We start from the raw sequence: 24,984 nt of genomic DNA, 5'->3' as shown, positions 1-24,984 counted from the left end.
TCGGCGACCCGACGGCCGAAGTCGTATACCTCCCGTTCTGGAGACCGGTGAGTCGCTCACGTGGGCTTCTCGTCGAGCACCTTCGCAACGCCGAGTACGGGATCCCACACCGGCCCGAACGGCGGCGCGTAGCCGAAGTCGAGCGAGCCGACCTCCCGTGCCGTCATCCCCGCGGTGATCGGGCGACGACGGCGTTGACCGATGAGCCGGCCGGTGTCGACGTCGGCGGTCGCGTGGACCACCATACGCGACCAGCCCGAGTAGTAGGGGACGCGAGCGATGGTCGTGACGAACGCTGAGACGGGATCGAAGCCCGCCTCACGGGCCACCTCGGCGTCCACGATGCCCGTTCGAGTCACCTGGAAATCTAGCACCTGTATGGTCCGTGTTCCGACGACGAACGGATCCGCCACGGGATCGGACTCCGGTCGCACGTGATACAGTCGCGCTTCCGATCCGACCGGCGGTGAGTGAACCGCCGTGGACGACGTCACCTCTCTAGAACGGTGTACGTTCGGGACGCCGAGGTCGTCCGGACGGCGGGGTGGACCAACCGACGGTCGAGGACGGGAACACGACGGAGGAGAGCACAGGGGGACGATTCGGAGGGTCGGGACTCAGCTCAGAACTTCTCGAGGTACTTCTCGGTCTCCCAGCTACTGACGTGGGTCTTGTAGTCGGCGTAGTCGGCGCGCTTGGCCTGGATGAACTTCTCGGTGACGTGATCGCCGAGCGCGTCGGTGATGACCTCGTCGGCCTCGAGGGCGTCGACGGCGGTGGTGAGGTTCGGCGGCAGCGTCGTGATGCCGTACTCCTCGCGCTTCGCGTCGTCGAACTCGTAGATGTCCTCACGAACGGGCGAACCGGGATCGGCGTCCGTCTCGATGCCGTGCAGTCCCGCACCGATGATCGCCGCGAGGGCGAGGTAGGGGTTGCACGACGGGTCGGGGTTACGGACCTCGAAGCGCGAGCTCGCGCCCGCCGCGTCGGGGACCCGAATGAGCGCCGAGCGGTTGACGTCCGACCAGGCGATGTAGACCGGCGCCTCGTAGCCCGGAACCAGCCGTTTGTAGGAGTTGACCGTCGGGTTGGTGACGGCGGCGAACGCCTCGGCGTGGTTCAGGATGCCGCCCATGAACTGGTAGGCGACCTCCGAGAGGTTGAACTCGTCGTCCTCGTCGGCGAAGGCGTTGCCGTCCTCGTCGAACAGGCTGATGTGGGTGTGCATCCCCGAGCCGTTGATCTCGGCGATCGGCTTGGGCATGAACGTCGCGTGCAGGTCGTTCTGCGCGGCGACCGCCCGAACGACCGAACGGAACGTGGCGATGTTGTCGGCCGCCGCCAGCGCGTCCTCGTACTTGAAGTTGATCTCGTGTTGGCCCTCCGCGACCTCGTGGTGGCTGGCCTCGACCTCGAAGCCCATGTCCTCGAGCGCGAAGATGATGTCCCGGCGGACGTCGCTCGCGAGGTCCTTCGGCGCGAGGTCGAAGTAGCCGCCCTTGTCGTGGGGGATCGTCGTCGCGTTGCCCTCCTCGTCGGTCTTGAACAGGAAGAACTCGGGTTCGGGGCCGATGCTGACGGTGTAGCCCATCTCGTCGGCCTTCTCGAGGACGCGCTTGAGCACCTGGCGCGGACCGCCGTCGAAGCGCGACCCGTCGGTGTTGACGACGTCACAGATCAGCCGTGCGCTCGCGTAGTCGTCGTCGCCGTTCGATCTCCAGGGGAGGATCTCGAAGGTGGTCGGGTCGGGCTCGAGGCGCATGTCCGACTCCTGGATCCGGACGAACCCCTCGATCGAGGAGCCGTCGAACCAGATCCCCTCGTCGAAGGCCTTCTCGGCCTGGCTCGCGGGGATCGCGACGTTCTTGACCGTACCCGTGATGTCGGTGAACTGAAGCCGAAGGAACTTGACGTTCTCCTCGTCGATGCGCTCCAGTACCGATTCCTCTTCAGATGTTAGATTTCCGTTTGCCATCGTTCTCGACACCTTGACTGTATATCGTTTATACTAAAACGTTATCGCTCTGCGCAAGTATTCCGATGGACGATCGTAACTGGATATTCGTAAACTTCTAATGAGTAGGGAGGTAGAGTCGATGTATGACGTACGAAAATCTCGACTCGAAATTGGTGAACGCTCTACTGGACGACGGCCGGGCGAGCCTCCGCAGCCTCGCCGAGCAGCTCGGCGTCTCCGTGACGACGGTCTCGAACCACCTCTCGGCGCTCGAGGAGGAAGGCGCGATCACGGGGTATACCCCGAAGATCGACTACGGGATGCTCGGCTACGACGTGACCGCGATCCTCCAGCTGAAGGTCGAGGGTAACGCGCTGCCGGACGTGACCGATCGTCTGCGGGAACACGAGCAGATGCTCAGCGTCTACGAGGTCACCGGCGACTACGACATCATCGCGATCGGGAAGTTCAGGGACACAGACGAGATGAACGAGGGAATCAAGTCGCTCCTGGTCGACCCGGACATCCGCGAGTCGAACACGAGCGTCGTCCTGAACGCGGCGATCGAGAACCGCCAGTTCGCGCTCGACGTCGACGAGTAGATCCCCCTAGCTACACGTCCCCGGGGACCGTTCGTACGACCCATGGGAGAGCTGACGTTCCAGACGGGAATCACCGCCCTGTTGCTCGCGACGGCAGTGCTGCTCGCCTTCGTCGCGCTGTTCCCGTCCCTTCCGCTGACGGCATGTACGGAGGTCGGCTACGCGGGACTCGCGGACGGACCCGCGCTCTACGCGTTCGAGGGCAGCGAGGTCGTTTACACGCCCGACGGCGGAATCAACGAGTGTACGACCCACGCCGCCGTGCCGGGAGTTCCGGTCGCGTTGCTGTTGCTCGGCGCGGTGCTGATCGGTGCTTCGCTGCGCCGCTGAACGTCGCATTCTGGGACCGGGGACGTACCACGAACGCACGTCTCGAGTGACGGGCGCGTCGCTGCTCGGGTGAAAACGGGAAGAAGTCGGTTCGTCGGTCGACTGGGTGGTAGGGCGTGAGCCTACTTCACATCGCGCCGCCCATTCCGCCCATACCGCCCATGCCGCCGCCCATTCCGCCCATGCCGCCGCCCATGCCACCGCCGCCCGGGGGCATGTCGTCGCCGCCGTCGTCGGCGTCGACCTGACCGCCCGAGAGGTCGCCCGCGGCGATGACGTCGTCGATGCGCAGGATCATCACGGCGGCCTCGGTGGCGCTCTCGATGGCCTGGGTCTTCACGCGCAGCGGTTCGACGACGCCCTCGCTCTCCATGTCGATGGCGTCGCCGGAGTAGGCGTCGAGGCCGGCCTGCGTGGTGCCGCCGTCGTGCTGGCTGCGCAGGTCGACCAGCGAGTCGATGGGGTCGAGGCCCGCGTTCTCCGCGAGCGTGCGCGGGATGACCTCGAGCGCGTCGGCGAACGCCTCGACGGCGAGCTGCTCGCGGCCGCCGACGCTGTCGGCGAAGTCACGGAGCTGGAGCGCGAGTTCGACCTCGGGGGCGCCGCCACCGGGCAGCACCTTGCCGTCCTCGAGGGTGACGCGCACGACGCCCAGCGAGTCCTCGATGGCGCGCTCGACCTCGTCGACGACGTGCTCGGTGCCGCCGCGGAGGACGAGGGTGACGCTCTTCGCGTCCTCGACGTCCTCGACGAAGATGCGCTGGTCGCCGCCGATGTCCTTCTGGGCGACCGAGCCGGCGAAGCCGAGGTCGTCCTCCTCGAGATCACCGACGTTCGAGACGACGCGGCCGCCGGTCGAGCGGGCCAGCCGCTGCAGGTCGCTGGACTTCGCGCGGCGCACGGCGATGATGCCCTCCTGGGCGAGGTAGTGCTGGGCCATGTCGTCGATGCCCTTGCCGGCGAAGACGACGTCCGCGCCCGTCTCCTTTACCTGCTCGACCATCTCCTTGAGCTGCTTCTCCTCCTGGTCGAGGAACTGCTGGAGCTGATCGGGGTCGGTGACGTTGACCTCGGCGTCGATCTCGGTCTCCTTCACCTCGAGGGCGGTGTCCAGTAGCGCGATGTTCGCGTCCTCGGCGAAGTAGGGCATGTTGTCGTGGACGCGCTCCTTGTCCACGATGACGCCCTCGATGAGCTCCGAGTCCTCGGTCGCGCCACCGACGACCTTCTCGATCTTGACGTTCTCGGTGTCGATCTCGTCGTCGTCCGCGACGTTGCGGACGGCGTCGACGACGAGCTCCGCGAGCACGTCGCGGGCGTTCTCCGCACCCTTGCCCGTCATCGCCGTCGCGGCGATCTGGGTGAGGATGTCGGTGTCGTCGGCGTCGACGTCGATCGCGATCTCGTCGAGGACCTCCTTCGCGCGTTCGGCGGCCTGTCGGTAGCCCTGCGCGAGGGTGGTCGCGTGGATGTCCTGATCGAGCAGGTCCTCGGCCTGTTTGAGGAGCTCACCGGCCACGACGACCGCCGACGTGGTGCCGTCGCCGACCTCGTCCTCCTGGGTCTGGGCGACCTCCACGATCATGTTCGCGGCGGGGTGCTCGATGTCCATCTCCTTGAGGATGGTCACGCCGTCGTTGGTGACGACGACCGAGCCCGCGCTGTCGACGAGCATCTTGTCCATCCCTTTCGGGCCGAGCGTCGTACGGACGGACTCGGCGACCGCCTTGCCCGCCGTGATGTTCATCGACTGTGCGTCGCGTCCGGAGGTACGCTGACTGTCGTCGGAGAGTACGATGAGGGGCTGATTACCCATCTGCTGTGCCATGACAGGAGAGGATTGTTTGGTATTCTATATAAAAGTAACGAAGGCAGGTACGAGAACGGTCACGCTACCGACGAGGTCGCGTCGTGACATAGAATGCCACATAGTTTTATATACTACACTACGCGGACTCGCCGCCGGAGAACCGGTGGTAGTCGAGCTCCTCGCGTTTGAGCTCGTTGTGCTTGCGCTCGAGGAAGGAGTAGGCCGCACCGTGGGGGGCGCCCTCGAGCAGCATCTCGGCGGCCTCCCGGATCATCGAGACCCGTTCGGGCGTGCCGATGACGCCGAGCGTCGAGCCGTAGATGACGACGCGCGCGCCCGAGAGTTCCTCCATCAGCTCGCGGGTCCGCCCGCCCTCGCCGATGAGCCGGCCCTTCTTGCGCTGGAGGTCGTTCTTGTTCCGGCTCGCGGCGTCCACGTCGATGATATCGAGCATCATCATGTCGTCCTCGAGCAGCGAGAGGGCGTCCTCGGGGGGGAACCCGCGACCGATGGCGCGGACGATCTCGGGACCCTTCAGCCCGGAGAGGGGGTCGCCGACGTTCTCGATGCGAACCGACCCGTTCTCCGAATCGACGTCGAGGCGAACCTCCGCCTTCCGTTCGATCTCGCGCAGGGTCTCCCCGCCCGCACCGATGAGTGCGCCGATGCGGTCCTGCGGAATCGTCACGTGATTCATACGGATTCCTACTGGCTGGGCCGGTTTAAACGTTCTCGCTCGTCCCCGTCCTCAGTCCTCGTCCTCGATGATCTCGAGCGCCCGTTCCGCGAGCCGCGGGACCGCCTCCTCCATCTGCGGATAGAGGTCGTCGTCGCTGTCGCCGTTCATGTAGCGCGCGAGGAACATCTCGCCCAGACCCGCCATCTTGTAGACCGCGAGCGCCCGGTAGAACCGGTCGTGCTCGAACTCGTAACCGGTTGCGTCCTCGTAGCGCGCGACGAGTTCCTCGCGCGTCGAGTAGTCCTCGTGGGCCATGAACGTAGGATAGAGCTCGGGGATCGCCGGCTCGGGGTCGTCGGCGTCGTGCCAGAACGAGAGCATCCAGCCCAGGTCGGTGAAGGGATCGCCGAGCGTGCTCAGCTCCCAGTCGAGGACGCCGCCGATCTCGGGCGGGGTCCCGGGCGCAAAGGAGACGTTGTCGAGCTTGTAGTCGCCGTGGACGAGCGTGTGGGGGTAGTCGTCAGGAACGTTCGCCTCGAGCCACTCGCCGACCCGATCCAGCTCCGGCACCTCGCGGCGCTCTGCGGTGGTCTCGGCGGCCCAGTCGATCTGTTTGCCCCAGCGTTCGACCTGGCGTTCGGTGAACCCGGCGGGCCGGCCGAACCCGTCGAGACCGACCGCCTCGTGGTCGACTCCGTGGATCGCCGCGAGGGTGTCGACCAGCTCCTCGCCGATCCGCTCGCGGTGGTCGGGATCGGCAAATCGCTCGGGCTCCTCGCCTCTGATGACGTCGCCCGGGAGCCGCTCCATGAGGTAGAAGTCGCTGCCCAGCACGTCGTGATCCTCGCAGGCCAGCACGGTCGTCGGCATCGGCACCTCGGTGTCCTGGAGGGCGTCCATCACGCGGTACTCGCGCAGGACGTCGTGTGCGGTGTCGGCGGTCTCGCCCGGCGGCGGCCGGCGGAGCACCAGCTCTCGCTCACCCCACGTCAGAAACAGCGTCTCGTTGGAGTGGCCCTCGGCGTGGCGCTGGATCGAGAACTCGTCGGTCGACCCTAACGCCTCCTCGAGGTACGACCGAAGCGCCTCCTCGTTCACCAGTCGGTCGAGGTACGTCTCGTCGCTCACGCTTCGACCCCCTCTTGGAGTCGTCCGTCGGCCCGTGACGTTCGCGTCGCGTCGAACATGTGATGGGGTATCACTGCGAGGTAGGAGTATCTATGGGTCCGGGTCGAGAGGAGCGCAACGCTACTCGCTCTCGCCGGTGACGAAGGCGTAGAGGTCGTCGGCGTCGGTCTCGAGGCCCTGTCGAGCGAAGAAGGCCGCGACGTTGCGACAGTCGCGGCGGAGGAACTCCTCGGCGTTGGGGTGGTGAACCGTCACCGCTTGCCCCATGTCGAGGAAGACGAGTTGGCCCTCGTGGAAGACGATGTTGTACTCCGAGAGATCGCCGTGGACCAGCCCGGCGTCGTCGAGCCGGCGCATGTACTCGCGGACGACGTTGTAGGCGGTGGCGGGGTTCTCGATGTGGACCTCGTTGAGCCGCCTCGCCCGATCGCCGTCGGTCGCGATGTACTCCATCACCAGCACGTTGCGTTCGACGGCGATCGGTTCGGGTACCCGCACGCCCGCCTTGCGTGCGCGCTGGAGGTTCGCGAACTCCTTTCTGGTCCAGGCGAGCACGACGCGTTTCTTATCGCCGCCGAGCTCCTCGAACCGGGGGTCGCCCACGAGGTACTCGCGCATGTCCTTGAAGTCGCTCGCGTTGATCCGATAGACCTTTACCGCGACCTCGCCGCGCTCCTCACTACCCATCGCGGTGTAGACGTTCGCCTCCTTGCCCGTCGAGATCGGCCCGCCGAACGCCTGGACGTGGCCGTGCTGGACCAGCCGGTAGAGCGCCCCCAGGGTGGCGTCGTCGAACACCGACGCCTCGACCTTGAACTGGTCGGCGTCCTTCAGGCGCTTTCTGAACGTGTCGAACTTCCGGTCGCGCTTTCGGGCGACGCGGTCCGCCTCCGTATCGCTGACGTCGATCTCCTCCCACTCGTCGCCGACGCCCTCCGCCCCCTCAGGATCGAGCAGGCCGAACTCGCCCTCGATGTCGCTCATGGTGAACGTGTGGGGACCCAGCGATAAAAGTGCGCGACACCGAGGCGCGCTCGTGGCCCGTCGGACGAGCCCCGGCCGGCCGTCCACGTGAGGCAAGCGGCATCGGACGGGTTCGACCGTCGGCCTCCCGTTGCTCTACTGGATGTGGCCTTCCCGCCTGAGCTGGTCGGCGTCGCTCTTCTCGTAGCGCCAGGTGACGTCGGCCTTCTCGTCCTGCCAGTCCCACGGCTCGACCAGCACGACGTCGTCCTCGCGGATCCAGATCCGCTTTCGCATCCGACCCGGGATCCGCGCGGTCCGCTCCTTGCCGTCGGCACACCGGACCTTGATCCTGTTGGCGCCGAGCATGTTCTCCACGGTGGCGAACACCTCGTCGTCGTCGGGCATTCGGAGGTTCTTCCGCCCCCCGCTTCCGTCGTCGCTCATGGATCGAGCTTCGGTCGGCCGACTGTTAAATCCGCCGGAGGACGCGACCGACGCGACGCGCCACGAACGGCGGGCTTATGGCCGCCGCGCGTCCAGCACCGACATGTTCGACCGACTCGGCGCGCTCGGAGTCGTCGGAATCGTCCTGGTGATCGCCGGACTGGCGCTCATCGCCGTCGAGAGCCTGCTCGTCGCGGGCGGGCTGGCGCTAGTGCTCGCCGGTCTCGGCCTCGCGGCGAAGTCGCTCGTCTCCGGGATGCTCGCGACGTTCGGGATGGGCGGCGGCGGGCCGTTCTAACCGCTCTCGGCGCGGTGCTCGCTGATGAGCTGGTCGACCATCTCGGCGTTCCGATCGCGGTGGCGCCGTTCGGCGCGTTCGTGCCAGTCCTCGACGACCTGCTCGACGTCGCTCTCCCGGGCAACGGCGAGCTCGTCCACCTCGCGGATCGCGACGTCGTCGGCCGGTCCGACGGGGATCTCGTGTTCGAAGAGCACCTCGTCGGCGACCTCGGAGAGACCGCCCTCCTTGAGCACGACCCGCGGTGAGACGTCGGCGAGGCGTTCGGCGGTCCGCCGGCCCGCGCCGCTGGCATCGCGCAGGTAGATCACGTCGCCCCTCGCCAGCCCATAGCTCTCCTCCGCGTCCTCGATCGCGCCGAGGGTGAACTTCTCTATCGGCTTCACCGCCACCAGATCGCGCTCCTCGCCGTCGACGTCCGAGAAGTTCGAGTGATCGAGCTTCCAGAGCGCCTTGAGGCGCTCGAGCTTCTCCTCGAGCGCCTCGCGGGCCTCGCGCTGTTCGTCGCGCTCGCGTTCCAGACGATCGTTCTCGCGCTCCAGCCGGGTCACCGCGCGGCGCTCGCGGACCTCCTTTCGTTCCTCGCTTCGCGCCGCCGAGAGCTCGGTCTCGAGCTCGTCGATCCGTTCGTCCCGTTGCTCGACCGTCTCGCGGACCTCCGAGAGGTGTGACTGGAGGCGCTCGAGGCGCGTCTCCAGCTCCGCGATCCGCCGCCGCTCGGGGCTCCGTTCGTGCTCCTCGGACCCGTCCTCCTCAACCTCGTCGGGCTCGTCGTCCTCGCGGTAGGAGTCGAGCACGCGCTCGATCGGCTCGTCGTTGCCGACGACGCGGGCGGTGACCTCGCCGCGGTCGATCCGCGCGGGGGTCTTGTGCGCGATGCGCTCGAACCGTTCGGCGTTGGCGTCGTGGGCGAACAGCGCCGCGGCGATCGCATCGCGCTCGTGATCGTTGTCGTAGCCCACCTCGCGGGTTCGGTGCTGTTTCTCGTCGACCGGCAGATCTGTCTCGGGCGTCCACCCGGCGGCGTCGAAGCTCCGGCGCAGCTTCTCGACGGTGTTGGGCATCGGGGTGACGTCCGCGGCGACGAGAAAGGGCCGGCCCCGCTCGACGATCCACTCGATGACCGCGGCGGTGTCGGCCGTTCTGGTACTGAGGACGTCGAGCACCTCGCCGTCGATGCCGACGATCGCCACCGCGGTGGTAGTGCCGGGATCGACGCCGACGAGCACGTAGTCGCGCCGCTTCGCGAGCGGCTCGAACTCGATGCCGTCCGTTCGCTCGCGCTCGATCTCGACGCGCGTGTCGCCCGAGCGCCGCGTCGAGACGGGGATCTCGTCGGGAGTTGCCTCGACGGAGTAGATCGCGTTCGAGTAGCCGCCGTACTTCTCGGTGACGTCGGCCTCGTACGCCAGTCCCGCCTCCTCGAGCGCGGACTCCACTTCGCGGGCCGCCCGCTTCACCGCCCCCTGGATCCGGCGAGTGTAGCGGTCCTCGCTCCAGCCGCCCTTCCCGGTTGAGCGGCCGCGGGCGACCTTCACCCGCGTGGTGTTGGTGAAAGCGCTCACCTCGTGGCCGACGTTGCCCGCTGCCAGCCGTGCGGCGGCCTCGGCCTCCTTCATCGGCTCCTTGCCGTAGGGGACGCCGTGGCGCGAGGCCACCCGTGAGAGGGGCTCGGGGCGCTCGGCGCCGGTGACCTGGACGAGCTTCGTCCCCGAGGGCAGTTCTCGGAGGAGGTGGACCAGCGCGTCCTTGTCGGCGGCGAGCTCGTAGACGTTGTCGGTCGAGACGATCGCGGGCTCCTCGCGGTCGATCAGCCGGCGGAGCTTTCGAAGCGAGACGACGTCGCGGTCGAGGTTCTCGCCGTCGAAGGCGACGACGGCGTAGGAGGGGGCGTCGCCGCGGACGTCGCCGCTCTGGACGTCGACGCCGAAAATCAGCGTGTCGAGGGCACTCGTTCGCGCGCTCACGACCGGTGGTAGGGGGGCGACCCACATTAACGATACGGCGAGTCCGACCGGCGGCTACTCGGGGTACGCCACGTCGATCCGCTGGCCGTCCTCGGCGACGAACGCTCCGTCGAACGCCTCGCGGACCTCGCTCGCGAGCCGGGAGACGTCGCCCGCGTAGCGCGAGGAGACGTGGGTCAGCGCGAGGCGTTCGACCCCCGCCTCGCTCGCGAGCTCGCCGGCCTCGCGGGCCGTCGAGTGACCCGTCTCGCGGGCGCGCTCGGCCCAGTCGTCGCCGAACGTCGCGTCGTGGATCAGCAGATCGGCTCCGGCGGCGGCCTCGAGCGTCGCGTCGGTCGGCCGGGTGTCGCCCGTGTAGACGACCCGTCGGCCCGGCCGGGGCGGCCCGACGACCTCCTCTGGCTCGACGACGCGGTCCTCGAGTTCGACGGACTCGCCCGCGTGGAGCCGGCCGAACGCCGGGCCCACGGGTACGCCGAGCTCCTCGGCGCGTTCGCGGTCGAACCGGCCCTTTCTCTCGGATTCGACCAGCGCGTAGCCCACCGAGTGGGTGCGGTGGTCCGTCGAGAAGGTGCGGACCTCGTAGGCCTCGCCCTCGTGAACGACCTCGCCGGCGCGAACCTCCTCGATCTCGAGGGGGAACCCCGGCGCGGTGTCGAGCGCCGTGATCAGTCGGCGGACGTTCCCCGCCGTCCCGCGGGGGGTGTGGATCGTCAGCGGTTCGACCCGGTCGTTGAAGTCGAGCGTCTGGAGCAGGCCCGGCAGACCGAGGACGTGATCGCCGTGGAGGTGGGTGAGGAAGATCCGCGAGATCGAGAAGCCGGTCGAGAAGCGCATCATCTGTCGCTGGGTCCCCTCGCCGCAGTCGAACAGGAACTCCTCGCCCTCCCGCTTGAGGTGGATCGCGCTGGGGTTGCGACCGGCTGTGGGGACCGCGCCGCTAGTGCCCAGAAAGGTCACGCGCAGGCTCATGGCTGACCTGTGGCCGGCGCGCCTAAACGGGTGTCGCCTCGTCCCGCGGGAGCAGCCACCGACGGAAGGTTAGTAACCCCGTCGCGCCTGAACGGATACATGGATGACATGACCGTCCACGAGATGATCACGACGGTTCGCGACGCGCGGATGGCCGTCGCGGGATACGGGGAGTTCAGGCTCGCGAACCGTCTCGAGGCGGTGGAGGAGACGCTAGAACGGGAACGACGGGGGTAGATCGCCGGCGATCCGCGAGCACGCGGTCGCCGCCGGACGCGAGGGACCGTCGTGAGCGCGGGGACCCGCGGGGCCGTAGGGAGTCCGCGGACCGATCCGGCGGCGCTCCCGCGTCGTTCGACCGAGGGCGCCCCCGTCTCGGCCCCTCAGGGGGTCATCACGACCTTGATGCAGTCGTCGTCCTTCCGATTGAAGGTCTCGTACATCTCCGGTCCGTCCTCCAGCGAGACCTGGTGGCTGATGACGAACGAGGGGTCGATCTCGCCCGACTCGATCCGCTCCAACAGCGGGTCGAGGTAGCGCTGGACGTGCGTCTGGCCCGTCTTCACCGTCAGCGCCTTGTTCATCAGCGGCCCCATCGGGACGTTCGCGCGGCCGATGTAGACGCCAGGGACCGAGAGCGTGCCGCCCTTCCGACAACATTTGATCGCCTCGCGGAGCACGTACGGCCGATCGTCCTGGAGCTTCACTCCCTCCCGAACCCGATCGGAGAAGCCGTCGAGACCCGTCCCATGGGCCTCGGTCCCGACCGCGTCGATACACCGGTCCGGCCCGCGGTTTCCGGTCATCGCCATCAGTCGGTCGTAGACGTCCTCCTCCTCGTAGTCGATGACCTCCGCGTCGCCGTGCTGTCGTGCCATCTCGAGGCGTTCGGCCACCCGGTCGATCGCGACCACCCGGCCGGCGCCGAGCATCCAGGCGCTCTGGATGGCGAACTGCCCGACCGGCCCACAGCCCCAGACCGCGACCGTGTCCCCCTCCTCGATGTCGGCGTTCTCGGCGGCCATGTAGCCCGTCGGGAAGATGTCCGAGAGGAAGAGCACCTGCTCGTCGGGCAGATCGGAGTCGACCTTTACGGGTCCGACGTCCGCGTACGGCACCCGCAGGTACTCCGCCTGGCCGCCGGCGTAGCCGCCGAGCATGTGCGAGAAGCCGAACAGGCCGGCCGGCGACTGGCCCATCATCTTGCGGGCGATCTCGGCGTTCGGGTTGGAGTTGTCACAGAGCGAGTACTGGTCTCGTCCGCAGAACCAACACGAGCCACAGCTGATCGTGAAGGGGACGACGACGCGATCGCCGACCGCCAGGGTCTCGACGTCGCGTCCGACCTCGACCACCTCGCCCATCGGCTCGTGACCCAGCACGTCGCCCTCGCGCATCGAGGGCATCTTGCCGTTGTAGAGGTGCAGATCCGAGCCGCAGATGGCGGTGGCCGTGACCTCGATGATCGCGTCGGTCGGGTTGACGATCTCGGGGTCGGGCACCTCCTCGACGCGGACGTCCTTCTCGCCGTGCCAGGTGAGCGCCCTCATGGGTTCGTCCCGTCGGAATCGATCGCGTCGCCGTCGGTGTCGGACCCGGCGTCTCCGGTAGGCTCCGTCGGTCCCGTGCCGCCGATCCCGCCGGCGCTCGGGGGCCGGGAGTCCGGCCGCGAGCGTCTCGTGGTTCTCTCGTACATATGTGCTCCTCGGTATCGATACACATCCGAACGCCGCTTAAAAGCGGTGCCTGCCCCTGCGACCGAACGCCGGGTTTCGTCGCGGTTCGCGTTCTTCGCCGGGAGCGTCGTTGTGCCGACGGGCGCGTAGCGACGGGTTTGTATTCCGGGCTCGCCAACCGTCGGGCGATGGACGCGCCGCTCTGGACGGAGACGCACGCGCCCTCGCTGTCAGAGCTCCCCCAGGAGGAGGTCCGCGAGTACCTGCTGCGGGGGGTCGAGGAGCCGATCAACCTCGTGCTCCACGGTCCGAAGGGTGCGGGAAAGACCGCGGCGGTGCGGGCGCTCGCACGCGAGACCCACGGCTCCGAGGACGACCTGGTGACGATCAACGTCGCGGACTTCTTCGGAATGACGAAGAAGGAGCTCGGCGAGGACCCCCGCTTCTCCTCGTTTATCACGCCCAAACGCCGCCGCGAGTCCTCGAAGGCGGCGCTGATCAACCACGTCCTGAAGGAGTCCGCGAGCTATCCGCCGGTGTCAGGCGAGTACCGGACGATCCTGCTCGACAACGCCGAGGCGATCCGCGAGGACTTCCAGCAAGCTCTCAGGAGAGTGATGGAGCGCCACCACGAGGCGACCCAGTTCGTGATCACGACCCGCCAGCCCTCCGCGCTGATTCCGCCGATCACCTCGCGATGTTTCCCGGTGCCGGTGCGCGCGCCCACCTCCGGGGAGGTCGTCGAGGTGCTCGAGCGGATCGCCGAGCGCGAGGACGTCGCGTACGACGAGGAGGGCCTCGAGTACGTCGCGGGCTACGCCGGCGGCGACCTCCGAAAGGCGATCCTCGGCGCCCAGACGACCGCCGAGAGCGCGGGCGAGATCACGATGCAGAGCGCCTACGAGGCGCTCGGCGAGGTCGGCGTCGACGACCGGATCGGGGAGATGCTCGACGCCGCCGAGTCGGGGGAGTTCACCGACGCCCGGAAGCTGCTCGACGAGCTGTTGATCGACGAGGGCTACACCGGCCACGACGTCCTCGAAGACCTGCTGTCGGTCGCACGTTCGCGCTACAACGGCCGCACGCTCGCCCAGTTCCATCGGCGAGCCGGCGAGGTCGACCTCGACCTGGTCGAGGGAACGAGCGACCGGATCCAGCTCGGCCACCTCCTCGCGGAGCTCGGCGCGAACTGAACTCGCCGCTCTTGGTTCTGGAACTCGAACGACGCCCATGGTGACGCTCAGCGAGACGCGAATCGAGAACAGGTATCGAGTACAGCCCAACCACGCGAACAACTACGAGTCGCTCCACGGCGGCAACCTGATGAAGTGGATGGACGAGGTCGGCGCGATGGCTGCGATGCGTCTCGCCGGCGAGTCCTGCGTCACCGCGGGCGTGACCGAACTCGACTTCCAGCGGCCGGTGCCGATTGGCGAGATCGCGCGGATCGAGGCGTACGTCTACGAGACGGGACGAACCAGCGTGAAGGCCCGGCTCCGTGCCTGGCGGGAGGACCCCCGATCCGGCGAGTCGACGCCCACGACGGAGGCGGTCTTCACGTTCGTCTCGATCGGCGAGGACGGCTCGCCGGTCGAGGTACCCGATCTGACGGTCGAGACCGGCGAGGAGCGCCGGTTACGCGAGGAGGCCCGCAGCGTCGAGGACTAGACGAGCACCAGGACGTAGCGCGTCAGCGATCCGTGGACCCGGCGCTCGAAGCGCGCCTCGACCGTCCAGCCCGCCCTCTCGGCGGCGTCCGTCCAGGAGCGATCCGCGACGACCACCGCCCGCGGCGCGACCCGTCGAGCCTCCGAAAGCGCGCCGGCGACGAGCGAGCCGAGCTCGCCCTCGATCCGGGACTGGCGGCCGTAGGGCGCGTCGAAGACGACGCCGTCCATCGCGCCATCCGGAAACGGCAGGGCGGTGGCGTCGCCGCGCACGAGGTGAAAACCGTCGTCGAGGTAGCGCTCGAGGTTCTCGTGAGCACCCCGCACCATCTTCCACTGGGCGTCGAGTCCGACGACGTCGCTCCCGGCGAGGCCGGCCTCGACGAGCACGCCGCCCGTCCCGCACATCGGATCCAGGAGGGTGGCGCCGGGCCCGGCCCCCGCGACGTTCGCGAGCGCACGCGCGAGCAGCGGATCCATGCTGCCGGGCTGGAAGAACGGTTTTCGCGAGGGTTTCCGGGCGCCGAAGTCCCGGACGCTCTCGGCTGCGAGCCAGCCGAGCGCACAGACGTCGTCGGAGAAGACCGCACGAAGCTCGTGGTCGGGGTCCTCCAGATCGACCGAGAACCCCTCCTCGACCAGGATCGAGCCCAGCTCGCGCTCGGCACGCTGGGTGTCGATCCCGGTCGTCTCGCGCACCCGTCGGGCACGAACGCGAACCGAGCCCGACCGATCGATCCGCGTCGCCTCGACGATCGCCCGGGCCGCCGCGAGGCTCGCGTCGCCGTGGCCGATCAGCCGGCTCGCCCGGTGGGTGTACGCGAGCCCACGGACGCGCTCCTCGTCGATACCCCGGGCGACGGCGAGTCCCGGCGCGAGTTCCTCGAGACCGCTCGCCGCACTGCGGGCCTCACACGCGGCGAGCGCGTCGTCCTCGCCGCCGAGTTCGAGGAGATACACGCTCGATGCCACGAGTGTCGGCGGTATCAGGATGCCGATCCTCGGGACGGCTCGCCGTTATCCGTCTCCCGATCTCAGCGCCCGGGGCCGTAGTCCGGACTGACGTCGTCGCGCAGGCGGGCCTCCGCGGAGAGCTGGTGGGCGTGGGTCCCCTCGAGCTCGCAGATCTTCGCGGCCCACGGCGCGATCCGGGCGGCGCCCGCCTCGGTCGCCTCCTGATGGGTGAGCGTCTTCGTGTAGGTGCCGACCCAGATGCCGCCGCTGTACTTCGCGACCTCGAGGGTGGGCAGCGAGTGGTTCGTCCCCACCGCCTTGTCGCCGAAGACGACCGGCGAGTGATCGCCCAGGAAGAGCGAGCCGTAGTTGGTGAGATCGTCCATGACCGAGCGGGGTTCCTCGATCATCACCTGCAGGTGCTCGATCGCGTAGTCGTTCACCACCTCGATCGCGTCGTCCATCGTCTCGGCGACGACGGCCTCGCCGTTGTTCTCCCAGCACTCCTCGGCGACGTCGGCGGTACGGATCTCCGAGAGCCCGTCGTGGAAGGCGTCGACGGACGCCTCGGCCGTGTCCCGGTCGGTCGAGACGAGGATCGGCCGGGAGTTAGGGTCGTGTTCGGCCTGCGCGAGCAGGTCCGTCGCGACGAGTTCGGGATCCGCGGTCTCGTCGGCGAGGACCAGCACCTCGCTGGGCCCGGCGAGGAAGTCGATGCCGACGTGGCCGAAGACCTGGCGTTTGGCCTCGGTGACGAAGACGTTGCCCGGACCGGTGACCTTCGCGACCTCCGGTACCGAATCCGTGCCGTAGGCCATCGCGCCGATCGCCTGAGCGCCGCCGATGCAGTAGATCTCGTCGGCGCCGGCCCGGTCCATCGCGTAAAGCTGGGCGGGCTGGATCGTGCCGTTCTCCTGGGGCGGCGCACACGTGATCACGCGCTCGACGCCCGCGACCTTCGCGGGGACGATCGACATCGCGGGCGCGGCCACGAGTGGGTGACGCCCGCCGGGGACGTATGTGCCGGCGGACTCGACGGGGACGATCCGCTGTCCCAGTGTGACGCCCTCCTCGAACTCGCGTTCGAAGCCCTCGACGTGCTCGCGCTGCTCCTCGTGGAACTCACGGACGTTCGCGATCGTGTTGTCGATCGCCTCGTGGTCCTCGTCCGAGAGCTCGTCGCTCGCGGCCTCGATCTCGTCGTCGCTCACGCGGAACTGCTCGCGCTCGACCCCGTCGAACTTCTCGGTGAACTCGCGGACCGCCCTATCGCCGCGGTCGCGGACCTCCCCGAGGATGTCCTGGACCGACTCGGTTACCTCCGGATCGATCTCGATCGACGCGCTCTCCGTCCGCTTGAGATACTCGACGTCGGCACACATACTATCGGCCGAAGAATCGGCAGAATCGAGCATAAAGATGGGGGCGACGGCTCCGTCGGGGCGATCGCCGATCGGCTCGTGAGGCGAGCACCGACGCCGGGTGTGCGGTGCTACGCGAGCGAGCGGTAGTGATCCGAGAGCGCCTCGACGTCCTCGATCAGTTCGACCTGCCGGGTGAGGGTGCTGACGGCGTAGCACTCGCCGTCTCGTCCGTAGTCGACGATCCAGAAGGGCGTGTAGACGAGTTCGAGCCGGTCGAGCGTGAACTCCGGGCGCTTGAGCGGACGATAGGTCCGGTCGAGATAGGGGAAGATCCAGTCGCGCCACTGCTCGGTCGCCTCCGCTTCCGGGACCGCCGTCTCGAGGATCTGCGCCTCGGGCACGTCTACCGTCTCCCGCCCTGGCGGGTCCACGTCGACCTCGCCGACGCGGCCGGTGACCGCGTCGATGCCCGCGAGGAACTTGACGGTCCGCTCTGCCCGCGCGAGCCGTCTGAGCTCGACCGTCGTGTACGCCAGATAGTCCGGATAGTAGAGCCGCATGACGGTCTCGGGCTCGCCGGAGCGGCCCATCAGTTCGCGGACCTTCGAGCGAAGATAGGTCCGGAGGGTCAGTCGATCGGTCCGATCGACGGCCTCGGCCTCCCCGAGTCGGGGTTCGAACGACCGGATCTCCATCGTCGGGGAACGCCCGGCGTCCCTTATGGGCTATTCGGTCCGGTCCGGATCGCCGCCGTCGGTGCTCGCCTCCCGGCCGAACACCTCGTTCACGTGTGAGGCCGGAAGCGGCTCCGTGAACCGGTTCGCAAGGAACGTTCCGAGACAGCTCGCGAGGAAGCCGATGCCGGTCGCGGCGAACGGGTTCTCGTTGTACGGATACCAGCCGGCGTAGAGCCCGGCTTGTGGCCCGAGATGGATCGTGAAGTAGACGAGGAACCCGAGGACGAACCCGGCGATCGCGGCCTTCTTCGAGGTCGCCTCCTCGAAGCTACCGACGAAGTACGGCCCGCTGTACGCCGAGATGATGCCGCCGATCCCGACCCACATGAAGATCGAGAGGTACTGTGGCGGAACGGTGACGGCCGCGACGGCGACGACCGTCACGACGACCGTCGAGGCCCGCGAGATCCACAGCGCCTTCTGGCCGACCGCCTCGCTGTTGGGATCCCCGCCCTTCCACGGGACGTACGTCTTGCGGTAGAGGTCGTTCGCGAACACCTGCGAGACGGAGATGATGAGCCCGTCCGCGGTCGAGATGATCGCGCTCAGGATCGCGACGCCGAGGAAGGCAGCGACGACCGCGGGCATCGTCTCGACGAACAGCACGGGGATGATCGCGTCGGGGTTCTCGATCCGGATCCCCTGGGCCGCCCCGAGCACTCCGCCGAGGAACATCAACGGCAGCGCCATGCCCGCGACCGAGGCGACGACCATGAACTTCTTGATGTACTGGGTGCCCTTGATCGCGAAGAACTTGTTGCCGAGGTGGGGCTGGGCGGTGAAGCCGATGTGGGCGACGAACAGCAGGACGATCACCCACCAGCTGGCGAAGATCGGGTTCTCGGGATCGGTGTGAGTGTCCCACTGCTGGCCGGAGTCGAGCGCCGCGTTGACGGCGCCGATCCCGCCGTCGAGCCCCCAGCCCGTGGCGAACATGAAGACGATCAGACCCGTGATCGCGACCATGATCGCGCCCTGTACCGCGTCGGTGATGATGTCGGCGTGGCTCCCACCAGCGACCAGGTAGAGCAACAACAGCCCGCCGGCGAACCAGATGCCGAACTCGTACTGCAACCCGAGGATGGCGTCGAACATCCAGCCGGCGGCGACGATCTGCGCCATCACGTAGAACAGCAGGAACAGCGCGATGCTCGCGGCCAGCAGCCGCAACAGCGGGCTCCGATAGCGGTCGCCGAGGAAGTCGGGGATCGACTGGGAGTTGAAGCGGTCGCCGACCTTCTTGGTGATCCGGGCGACGATCATCATCCCGAGGTAGATCCCGATGGGGTAGATCAGCGCGTAGTAGCCCGCCTTGAACCCCATGTCGTAGGCCATCCCGGGGATCCCCATGAACGTCGAGCCGCTGGCGACCGTCGCGGCGTAGGCGAACGCCAGCGCGAGGAAGCCGAACCCCCCACGGGCGGTCGCGTAGTCGTCCTGGGTGTCGGTCCGTCGCCACCCCCAGTAGCCCAGTCCGAGGATCAACAGGACGTACCCTCCGAGGAACACCCAACCGTACGTGACGACCGCGTCGGTTGCGGTCATCTACGGCTCCTCCCCGCGCCGGCGCGAACGGCGCTCGGTCCGTTCCTCGAGGAGGTCCTCGATCTTCAACACCCAGACGGCGACGCAGACGAAGTACAGGACCGTCGTTACCGTGAGTACCTCTAACACGTTCATGCTCGACGGTGCCGGAGTACAGTTACGTCATCAATAAGAATGCTGGATGGTGTCAGATGGATTGGGCTACGGGAGGTGGAGCTATCCGCGAGGTTCGGCGCGTCCGGATCGACGCCGACCGCTCGTCTCGAAACGTTCCTCGCTCGTCGCGGGCGGGAACTCCTCGACGGTGAGTCGCGTCGTTACCGGGACGCCATCGACGTCCGGGACGCGAGAACGTGTGAACGCGGATCTACGCTTCGGAGCTCCGCGTTCGCTCCCGCTTTCGTTTAAGTACCAACATTTATAAAGGTTAAATACGTCTTTAAAAGCGACACATGGACCCAAAGGAGACCATCAACATCGAGAACGTGGTTGCCTCAACGGGAATCGGTCAGGAACTCGACCTCCAGAGCGTCGCGATGGACCTCGAGGGGGCGGACTACGATCCCGAACAGTTTCCCGGCCTCGTCTACCGAACCCAGAATCCCAAGTCGGCGGCACTGATCTTCCGCTCGGGCAAGATCGTCTGCACCGGCGCGAAGAGCACCGACGACGTCCACGAGAGCCTCCAGATCGTCTTCGACAAGCTGCGTGACCTCGAGATCCAGGTCGAGGAGGACCCCGAGATCGTCGTCCAGAACATCGTCACCAGCGCCGACCTCGGGAGGAACCTCAACCTCAACGCCATCGCGATCGGGCTGGGCCTCGAGAACATCGAGTACGAGCCCGAGCAGTTCCCCGGACTGGTCTACCGGATCGACGAGCCCAAGGTAGTCGCACTGCTGTTCGGCTCGGGCAAGCTCGTCATCACGGGTGGGAAACAGCCCGTCGACGCCGAACACGCCGTCGACAAGATCGTCTCCCGACTCGAGGACCTCGGCCTGCTCGAATAGGGGATGGCTCTCGGAGCTGCGGTCATGCTCGGCACCACCTTTCTCTTGGTGGCGCTCGGCTTCTGTCTGACCCTCCACGTCGCGGCCCGGTACGCGCTGGGAGACGTGCCGATCCGAAACTCGCTCATCGGGGTCGTCCCGGCGGCGATCGTCTTCACGCTGACGCTGGCGGACCGGCCGCTGGTAGCCGCTCCCGTCGCCATCGCCGCCGACCTGATCGCGATCCGGTCGGTCTACGGGATCTCGTATCGGTGGGCCGCGCTGGTGACGGTCGTCCACTTCACCGTGAGCTTCCTCCTCGGCCTCATGCTCGGGAACCTCCTGTCGCTGCTGGAGACCGCCCCGACATGAGCCTTCGATCGAACGCCAGAGAGCTCGTCTGGCACGCCGAGGAGCAGCGGCTCCGAACCCCCGTTCGGATCGCCGGCGGCGCGACGATCCTCGGCGTGGTGACGCTGCTCGTGGCGGTCCTCCCGATGGCGCTGCTGGCCGGATCGACGGCGCTCGTCGTCTCGACGACGCTCGTCACGGTCGTCTCGATCACCGCGAGCGCGATCGCGACCGTCGCCGGCGTGTGGCTCGCCGGTCGCTACCTCGACCGTCGACGCTTCGCCGACTACGGCCTGCGGATCGACCGCGACTGGTGGCTCGACTGTGGGTTCGGGCTAGCGCTCGGCGCGTTGTTGATGACGGGGATCTTCGCGATCGCGATCGCGGCGGGCTGGACCACCGTCACCAGCGTCGGTGCCGGCGAGAACCTGCTAACGTGGATGGTCGTGGCCGTCGTCGTCTTCGTCCTCGTCGGGATCTACGAGGAGCTCCTGCTCCGGGGCTACCTGCTGACGAACCTCGCGGAGGGCGCACGAGGCACGCTCGGCGAGCGGGGTGCGGTCCTCTTCGCCATGCTCGTCTCCTCGCTCGCGTTCGGCGCCTTCCACGCCGGCAACCCGAACGCGACGCTCGTGAGCGTCCTCTCCATCTCGATCGCCGGCGTGATGCTCGCGCTTGGCTACGTGCTCACCGGCGAGCTCGCGATCCCGATCGGCCTGCACGTCACCTGGAACCTCTTCCAGGGCACCGTCTACGGCTTTCCCGTCAGCGGCCTGGAGCTCGGATCGAGCGTCGTCGCCGTCGAGACGACCGGGCCGCGACTGATCACCGGCGGCGAGTTCGGGCCCGAGGCCGGGCTCCTGGGCTTCGGGGCGATGGTCGTCGGTAGTCTGTTGACGGTAGCGTGGATTCGCTACCGCTACGGCGGGGTCGCACTCGACGACGGCGTCGCTCGTCCGGAGCTGCGCGATCGATGATCGGTCCGGCGATCGTTCGACAGCGTCGATCTCGTTGGTTCGGGAGACTATCTGTTCATTAGATCTACATTATGAATCAAGATCTGATATCGATATATTACTATTGGAGGGTCCAGAATTAGGGTAGCAACCGATGGAACGACGCGGCGTCCTCAAGCTCGTCGGCGGCGCGGCCGGTGCGGCGGTGTTCGGCGCGTCGACGATGGGAAACGAGGCGGAGGAACCCCCTCGGCCGGAGCGGACCGACGAGGAGAGCCCGCCCGAACCGAGCCGGAACGAGAAAGGGGAGGAGAGACTCCGGCGCGGGGAGGTCGGTCACGAGCTGGTAGGGGTTGGCGCACACGACCTGCTGGCGAACGATGAGCTCGGCGAGCTGCTGTCACGACTCGAGAGGGAGAGCGACGGCGCCGTCTCGGTCGAGGTGGTCGGCGAGTCGAACGAGGGTCGAGAGATCCACTCGGCGCGGGTCGGCGAGGGGGACGTCGACGTGCTCGCGATCGCCGAACAGCACGGCCACGAGCCGTTTCAGGCGGAGGGGCACGTCGCCGCGCTGGGGTACCTCGGCACCGCCGATCGGTCGGACGTACGAGAACTCAGACGACGGATCACGCTCCACGCGATTCCGCGGGTGAACCCGGACGGGTTCGCGGCCCGACAGCGGGTCAACCACGCCCCCGACGCACCCGAGAACGATCCCGAGGCGGGGCTCCACACCCGGGAGGGAGGGTGGGACCCGAACCGGTATCATCGCTACGACTGGGAGGAGAGCACGCTGTATCGCAACCGTCCGGAGGAGTACCCGGAGAACCCGGTCCCCGAGTCCCGATACGTGGTCGAACTCGCGAAGGAGATCGATCCGGAGTGGGTGCTCGACTGTCACCGACAGGGACCGCACGTCGACTCGAACGGTGACCTCATCGACGCCTCCATCGGCTGGCCACAGAATCCCGACGTTCCTGCCGACGCCCAGAAACGGTCCCAGCAGCTGGCGACCGTCCTCTACGACCGCCTGCCGGAGGTCGAGGAGTGCCATCTCACGGAGTTCACGGCGGCGGGAGAGTATCCCGGAATCGCTCGAAACGCCCACGCGCTGGCGGGCCACGGGAGCGTCCTGTTCGAGATGAGTACCGGAACGCGCGGCGGGATCGGGTATCGGATCCAGCTGACCGCCGAGGCCCTGCTCGTCGCGGCGCTGGCGACCGCCGACGGGTCGCTCCACGACGCCGATCCGAGCCGCGTCGAGGAGATCCCCGCGGAGTGGGGGACGACGGTCAACCTGTGATCTCGGGATCGACGACGGTCCCGCCGTCGCGACGGCTCCGTGATCGCGTCGGCGTTGCGTTCACTCGATCAGTCGCTCGATCTCGGTGACGAGGATGCCGCTCGCGCCGAGTTCCTTCACTCGCGTTACGGTCTCGAAGACGTCGCGCTCGTCGACGACGACGTGGACCGCGACCATGCCGTCTCCCGCGATGTCCATGACGGTCGGGCCGCCCAGCCCGGGGAGGACCTCGCGGATCTCCTCCAGGCGATCCTGGGGGACGTTGAGCATCAGGTAGCGCTTGTCGTCGGCGGTCAGCACCGACTCGAGGGCGGTGCGGATCTGTTCGACCTTCGGCTCTCCGGAGACGTCCTCGCGGGCGAACAGCCGAACGGAGCTCTCGAGCACCTCGTCGACGACCGCGAGGTTGTTCACCCGGAGCGTGGTGCCGGTCGAGGTGATGTCGACGATGGCGTCGGCCATGTCGACGTGCGGGGTGAGCTCCGTTGCACCCGTCACCTCGACGATGTCGGGGTCGACGCCCCGCTCGGCGAAGTACTCGCGGGTGATGCGGGGAAACTCCGTGGCGACCGTTCCGCCCGCGAGGTCCTCCACGGCGTCGATCGCGCCGTTCTCGGGGGCCGCGAGCACCAGCCGGCAGCGCCCGAACTCCAGATCGAGCAGGTCGTCGAGGTCGTGGCCCGACTCGCGGGTCTGGTCGAGCCCCGTGATCCCGAGGTCGGCCGCGCCGTCGGCGACGTAGCCGGGGATGTCCGCGGCACGGACGTAGAGGATGGACACCTCGGGATCGACGGTGTCGGCGTACAGCTTCCGTTCGGCGGCCTCGTCGACGTGAAGCCCCGCGCGCTCGAGCAGTTCGATCGACGGCTCGTGCAGGCGACCCTTGTTCGGGACGGCGATGCGCATACCTCCCCGTTCGGCGGCGAGGGCAACTGCCTTGCGGTGCACACCGGCAGATTGAGGCGGCCCGATCCGGAACCGAGGGTCATGAGCACGCTACGGATCGATGGCGGACGCGTCCTCCTGCCGGACATGAGCGTCGAACGGGCGGACGTGCTCGTCGAGCGCGAGGAAGGCGAGATCCTCGCGGTCGGCGACCCCGACGAACTGCCCGTGGGCGACGAACGACTCGACGCCGGGGGCGGCCTCGTGATCCCGGGGCTGGTCAACGCCCACGGCCACGCCGCGATGACGCTTCTGAGGGGGTACGCCGACGACAAACCCCTCGAGACGTGGCTCCGCGAGGACGTCTGGCCGGTCGAGGGCGCGCTGACCCCGGAGGACGTCCGCGCCGGCGTCGAACTCGGCGTCCTGGAGATGATCAGATCGGGGACGACCGCGTTCGCGGACATGTACTTCCACGTCCCCGAGGTCGCCGCAGTCGTCGAGGAGAGCGGAACCCGTGCCCGACTCGGCCACGGCGTCGTCACCGTCGGGAAGGACGAGGAGGCGGCCCGGGAGGACGCAGAGGAGAGCGTCGCGATCGCCGAGGAGTTCGACGGCGCGGCGGACGGACGGATCTCGACGGCGGTGATGCCCCACAGCCTCACGACCGTCGGCGAGGAGCATCTCGCGGATCTCGTCGACGGCGCCCGCGAGGCCGGCGTTCCGATCCACTACCACGCCAACGAGACCGCGGAGGAGGTCGAGCCGATCGTCGACGAGCGAGGCGTTCGGCCGCTGGAGTACGCTCGGGAGGTAGGAATGCTCGAGGAGGGGGACTTCCTCGCCCACGGCGTCCACCTCGACGACCGTGAGATCGCTTTGCTCTCGGAGACGGGCGCGAGCGTGATCCACTGTCCGGCCTCGAACATGAAGCTCGCGAGCGGGATGGCACCGGTGCAGAAGCTGTTGGACGCCGGCGTCACGGTGGGAATCGGCACCGACGGCGCGGCCTCGAACAACGACCTCGACGCGTTCGACGAGCTACGCGACGCCGCGATGCTCGGAAAGCTCGCGGCCGACGACGCGAGTGCCGTCCCCGCCGAGTCCGCGGTGGAGATGGCGACAGCGGGGAGCGCCGAGGCGCTGGGGATCGACTCGGGACGGATCGAGACGGGTGCGAACGCCGACCTCGCGGTGATCGACCTCGAGCACGCACACCTCACGCCCGCACACGACCTCCTCAGCCACCTCGCGTATGCCGTCCGCGGCTCGGACGTGCGCCACACGGTCTGTGACGGACGAGTGGTGATGCGCGACCGCGAGGTGCTGACGCTCGACGAGGATCGGGTGCGCGAGGAGGCCGAGCGGCGGGCCGCGGAGGCGGTCGCACGCGCGAACCGGTAG

At 67.8% G+C, this 24,984-nt stretch carries 28 protein-coding genes; 11 read left to right on the top strand and 17 right to left on the bottom strand.

The window, feature by feature from the left end:
• Positions 1–56: 56 nt before the first annotated feature.
• Together V0Z78_RS02760 and glnA are read right to left on the bottom strand one after the other, a co-directional pair.
• Positions 57–341: a hypothetical protein gene (locus V0Z78_RS02760; RefSeq protein WP_336343092.1), complete on the bottom strand. Its 285-nt coding sequence runs from the start codon at positions 339–341 to the stop codon at positions 57–59.
• A 281-nt stretch (positions 342–622) separates the two neighbouring features.
• Positions 623–1,975, bottom strand: a complete 1,353-nt coding sequence (glnA, locus tag V0Z78_RS02755; RefSeq protein WP_336343091.1) for a type I glutamate--ammonia ligase — start codon at positions 1,973–1,975, stop codon at positions 623–625.
• 125 nt (positions 1,976–2,100) lie between these two features.
• Between glnA and lrp the strand changes: the two genes are divergently transcribed.
• Entirely contained in the window at positions 2,101–2,559 is a 459-nt protein-coding gene (gene lrp, locus V0Z78_RS02750; protein WP_336343090.1) for an HTH-type transcriptional regulator Lrp, read from the top strand.
• 42 nt (positions 2,560–2,601) lie between these two features.
• Positions 2,602–2,889, top strand: a complete 288-nt coding sequence (locus V0Z78_RS02745) for a hypothetical protein (protein WP_336343089.1) — start codon at positions 2,602–2,604, stop codon at positions 2,887–2,889.
• Positions 2,890–3,016: 127 nt separating this feature from the next.
• Here V0Z78_RS02745 and thsA read toward each other — a convergent pair whose 3' ends face one another.
• From thsA to eif1A, 5 genes are all read right to left on the bottom strand, one after another.
• Positions 3,017–4,705: a thermosome subunit alpha gene (gene thsA, locus V0Z78_RS02740; RefSeq protein WP_336345158.1), complete on the bottom strand. Its 1,689-nt coding sequence runs from the start codon at positions 4,703–4,705 to the stop codon at positions 3,017–3,019.
• A 130-nt stretch (positions 4,706–4,835) separates the two neighbouring features.
• Positions 4,836–5,396, bottom strand: coding sequence for a KH domain-containing protein (locus tag V0Z78_RS02735; RefSeq protein WP_336343088.1), 561 nt, complete (start codon positions 5,394–5,396; stop codon positions 4,836–4,838).
• A 51-nt stretch (positions 5,397–5,447) separates the two neighbouring features.
• The gene (locus V0Z78_RS02730) at positions 5,448–6,506 is read right to left on the bottom strand and encodes a phosphotransferase family protein (protein WP_336343087.1); all 1,059 of its coding nucleotides are present in this window, start codon (positions 6,504–6,506) and stop codon (positions 5,448–5,450) included.
• Positions 6,507–6,626: 120 nt separating this feature from the next.
• Complete coding sequence (rio1, locus tag V0Z78_RS02725) at positions 6,627–7,490, bottom strand: serine/threonine-protein kinase Rio1 (protein WP_336343086.1); 864 nt, start codon at positions 7,488–7,490, stop codon at positions 6,627–6,629.
• Positions 7,491–7,625: 135 nt separating this feature from the next.
• On the bottom strand, positions 7,626–7,916 hold the full coding sequence (gene eif1A, locus V0Z78_RS02720) for a translation initiation factor eIF-1A (protein WP_336343085.1): 291 nt from the start codon (positions 7,914–7,916) through the stop codon (positions 7,626–7,628).
• A 103-nt stretch (positions 7,917–8,019) separates the two neighbouring features.
• On the opposite strand from eif1A, the gene V0Z78_RS02715 reads away from it, so the two are divergent.
• Complete coding sequence (locus V0Z78_RS02715; RefSeq protein ID WP_409338718.1) at positions 8,020–8,214, top strand: DUF7470 family protein; 195 nt, start codon at positions 8,020–8,022, stop codon at positions 8,212–8,214.
• Here the strand turns inward: V0Z78_RS02715 and V0Z78_RS02710 are convergent.
• Positions 8,211–10,181, bottom strand: a complete 1,971-nt coding sequence (locus tag V0Z78_RS02710) for a DUF460 domain-containing protein (RefSeq protein WP_336343083.1) — start codon at positions 10,179–10,181, stop codon at positions 8,211–8,213. The genes V0Z78_RS02715 and V0Z78_RS02710 overlap by 4 nt on opposite strands.
• Positions 10,182–10,235: 54 nt before the next feature.
• Entirely contained in the window at positions 10,236–11,153 is a 918-nt protein-coding gene (gene rnz / locus V0Z78_RS02705) for a ribonuclease Z (protein ID WP_336343082.1), read from the bottom strand.
• 99 nt (positions 11,154–11,252) lie between these two features.
• Between rnz and V0Z78_RS02700 the strand changes: the two genes are divergently transcribed.
• Positions 11,253–11,390, top strand: a complete 138-nt coding sequence (locus V0Z78_RS02700; protein ID WP_336343081.1) for a hypothetical protein — start codon at positions 11,253–11,255, stop codon at positions 11,388–11,390.
• A 146-nt stretch (positions 11,391–11,536) separates the two neighbouring features.
• Here the strand turns inward: V0Z78_RS02700 and V0Z78_RS02695 are convergent, their stop codons facing one another.
• A complete protein-coding gene (locus tag V0Z78_RS02695; RefSeq protein ID WP_336343080.1) occupies positions 11,537–12,703 on the bottom strand; it encodes a zinc-dependent alcohol dehydrogenase in 1,167 nt (388 codons plus the stop codon).
• Positions 12,700–12,849, bottom strand: a complete 150-nt coding sequence (locus V0Z78_RS02690) for a hypothetical protein (protein WP_336343079.1) — start codon at positions 12,847–12,849, stop codon at positions 12,700–12,702. The genes V0Z78_RS02695 and V0Z78_RS02690 overlap by 4 nt, the downstream gene beginning before the upstream one ends.
• 168 nt (positions 12,850–13,017) lie before the next feature.
• Between V0Z78_RS02690 and V0Z78_RS02685 the strand changes: the two genes are divergently transcribed.
• Positions 13,018–14,022, top strand: a complete 1,005-nt coding sequence (locus V0Z78_RS02685; protein ID WP_336343078.1) for an AAA family ATPase — start codon at positions 13,018–13,020, stop codon at positions 14,020–14,022.
• A gap of 37 nt (positions 14,023–14,059) precedes the next feature.
• Positions 14,060–14,497, top strand: coding sequence for an acyl-CoA thioesterase (locus tag V0Z78_RS02680; RefSeq protein WP_336343077.1), 438 nt, complete (start codon positions 14,060–14,062; stop codon positions 14,495–14,497).
• Here V0Z78_RS02680 and V0Z78_RS02675 read toward each other — a convergent pair.
• From V0Z78_RS02675 to V0Z78_RS02655, 5 genes are all read right to left on the bottom strand, one after another.
• On the bottom strand, positions 14,494–15,456 hold the full coding sequence (locus V0Z78_RS02675) for a methyltransferase domain-containing protein (protein WP_336343076.1): 963 nt from the start codon (positions 15,454–15,456) through the stop codon (positions 14,494–14,496). The genes V0Z78_RS02680 and V0Z78_RS02675 overlap by 4 nt on opposite strands.
• Positions 15,457–15,530: 74 nt before the next feature.
• Positions 15,531–16,832, bottom strand: coding sequence for a histidinol dehydrogenase (gene hisD, locus V0Z78_RS02670; RefSeq protein WP_336343075.1), 1,302 nt, complete (start codon positions 16,830–16,832; stop codon positions 15,531–15,533).
• A gap of 110 nt (positions 16,833–16,942) precedes the next feature.
• Complete coding sequence (locus V0Z78_RS02665; RefSeq protein WP_336343074.1) at positions 16,943–17,509, bottom strand: hypothetical protein; 567 nt, start codon at positions 17,507–17,509, stop codon at positions 16,943–16,945.
• Between the two features lie 30 nt (positions 17,510–17,539).
• Entirely contained in the window at positions 17,540–19,096 is a 1,557-nt protein-coding gene (locus V0Z78_RS02660; RefSeq protein ID WP_336343073.1) for a sodium:solute symporter family protein, read from the bottom strand.
• Entirely contained in the window at positions 19,097–19,231 is a 135-nt protein-coding gene (locus V0Z78_RS02655; protein ID WP_336343072.1) for a hypothetical protein, read from the bottom strand.
• Positions 19,232–19,548: 317 nt separating this feature from the next.
• On the opposite strand from V0Z78_RS02655, the gene V0Z78_RS02650 reads away from it, so the two are divergent.
• From V0Z78_RS02650 to V0Z78_RS02635, 4 genes are all read left to right on the top strand, one after another.
• On the top strand, positions 19,549–20,106 hold the full coding sequence (locus V0Z78_RS02650; RefSeq protein ID WP_336343071.1) for a TATA-box-binding protein: 558 nt from the start codon (positions 19,549–19,551) through the stop codon (positions 20,104–20,106).
• 24 nt (positions 20,107–20,130) lie between these two features.
• Entirely contained in the window at positions 20,131–20,457 is a 327-nt protein-coding gene (locus tag V0Z78_RS02645) for a DUF7473 family protein (RefSeq protein WP_336343070.1), read from the top strand.
• Positions 20,454–21,413: a CPBP family intramembrane glutamic endopeptidase gene (locus V0Z78_RS02640; RefSeq protein WP_336343069.1), complete on the top strand. Its 960-nt coding sequence runs from the start codon at positions 20,454–20,456 to the stop codon at positions 21,411–21,413. Before V0Z78_RS02645 ends, V0Z78_RS02640 begins: the two co-directional genes overlap by 4 nt.
• A gap of 133 nt (positions 21,414–21,546) precedes the next feature.
• Entirely contained in the window at positions 21,547–22,695 is a 1,149-nt protein-coding gene (locus V0Z78_RS02635) for a M14 family zinc carboxypeptidase (RefSeq protein WP_336343068.1), read from the top strand.
• A 60-nt stretch (positions 22,696–22,755) separates the two neighbouring features.
• On the opposite strand, the gene hisG is transcribed toward V0Z78_RS02635, so the two are convergent.
• The gene (gene hisG / locus V0Z78_RS02630) at positions 22,756–23,601 is read right to left on the bottom strand and encodes an ATP phosphoribosyltransferase (RefSeq protein ID WP_336343067.1); all 846 of its coding nucleotides are present in this window, start codon (positions 23,599–23,601) and stop codon (positions 22,756–22,758) included.
• Between the two features lie 81 nt (positions 23,602–23,682).
• Here hisG and V0Z78_RS02625 point away from each other — a divergent pair, with 81 nt between their 5' ends.
• Complete coding sequence (locus V0Z78_RS02625; protein ID WP_336343066.1) at positions 23,683–24,984, top strand: amidohydrolase; 1,302 nt, start codon at positions 23,683–23,685, stop codon at positions 24,982–24,984.

It is taken from the genome of Halalkalicoccus sp. CG83 (assembly GCF_037081715.1).
Classification (GTDB): domain Archaea; phylum Halobacteriota; class Halobacteria; order Halobacteriales; family Halalkalicoccaceae; genus Halalkalicoccus; species Halalkalicoccus ordinarius.
This window is presented reverse-complemented; position numbering and strand designations above follow the sequence as displayed.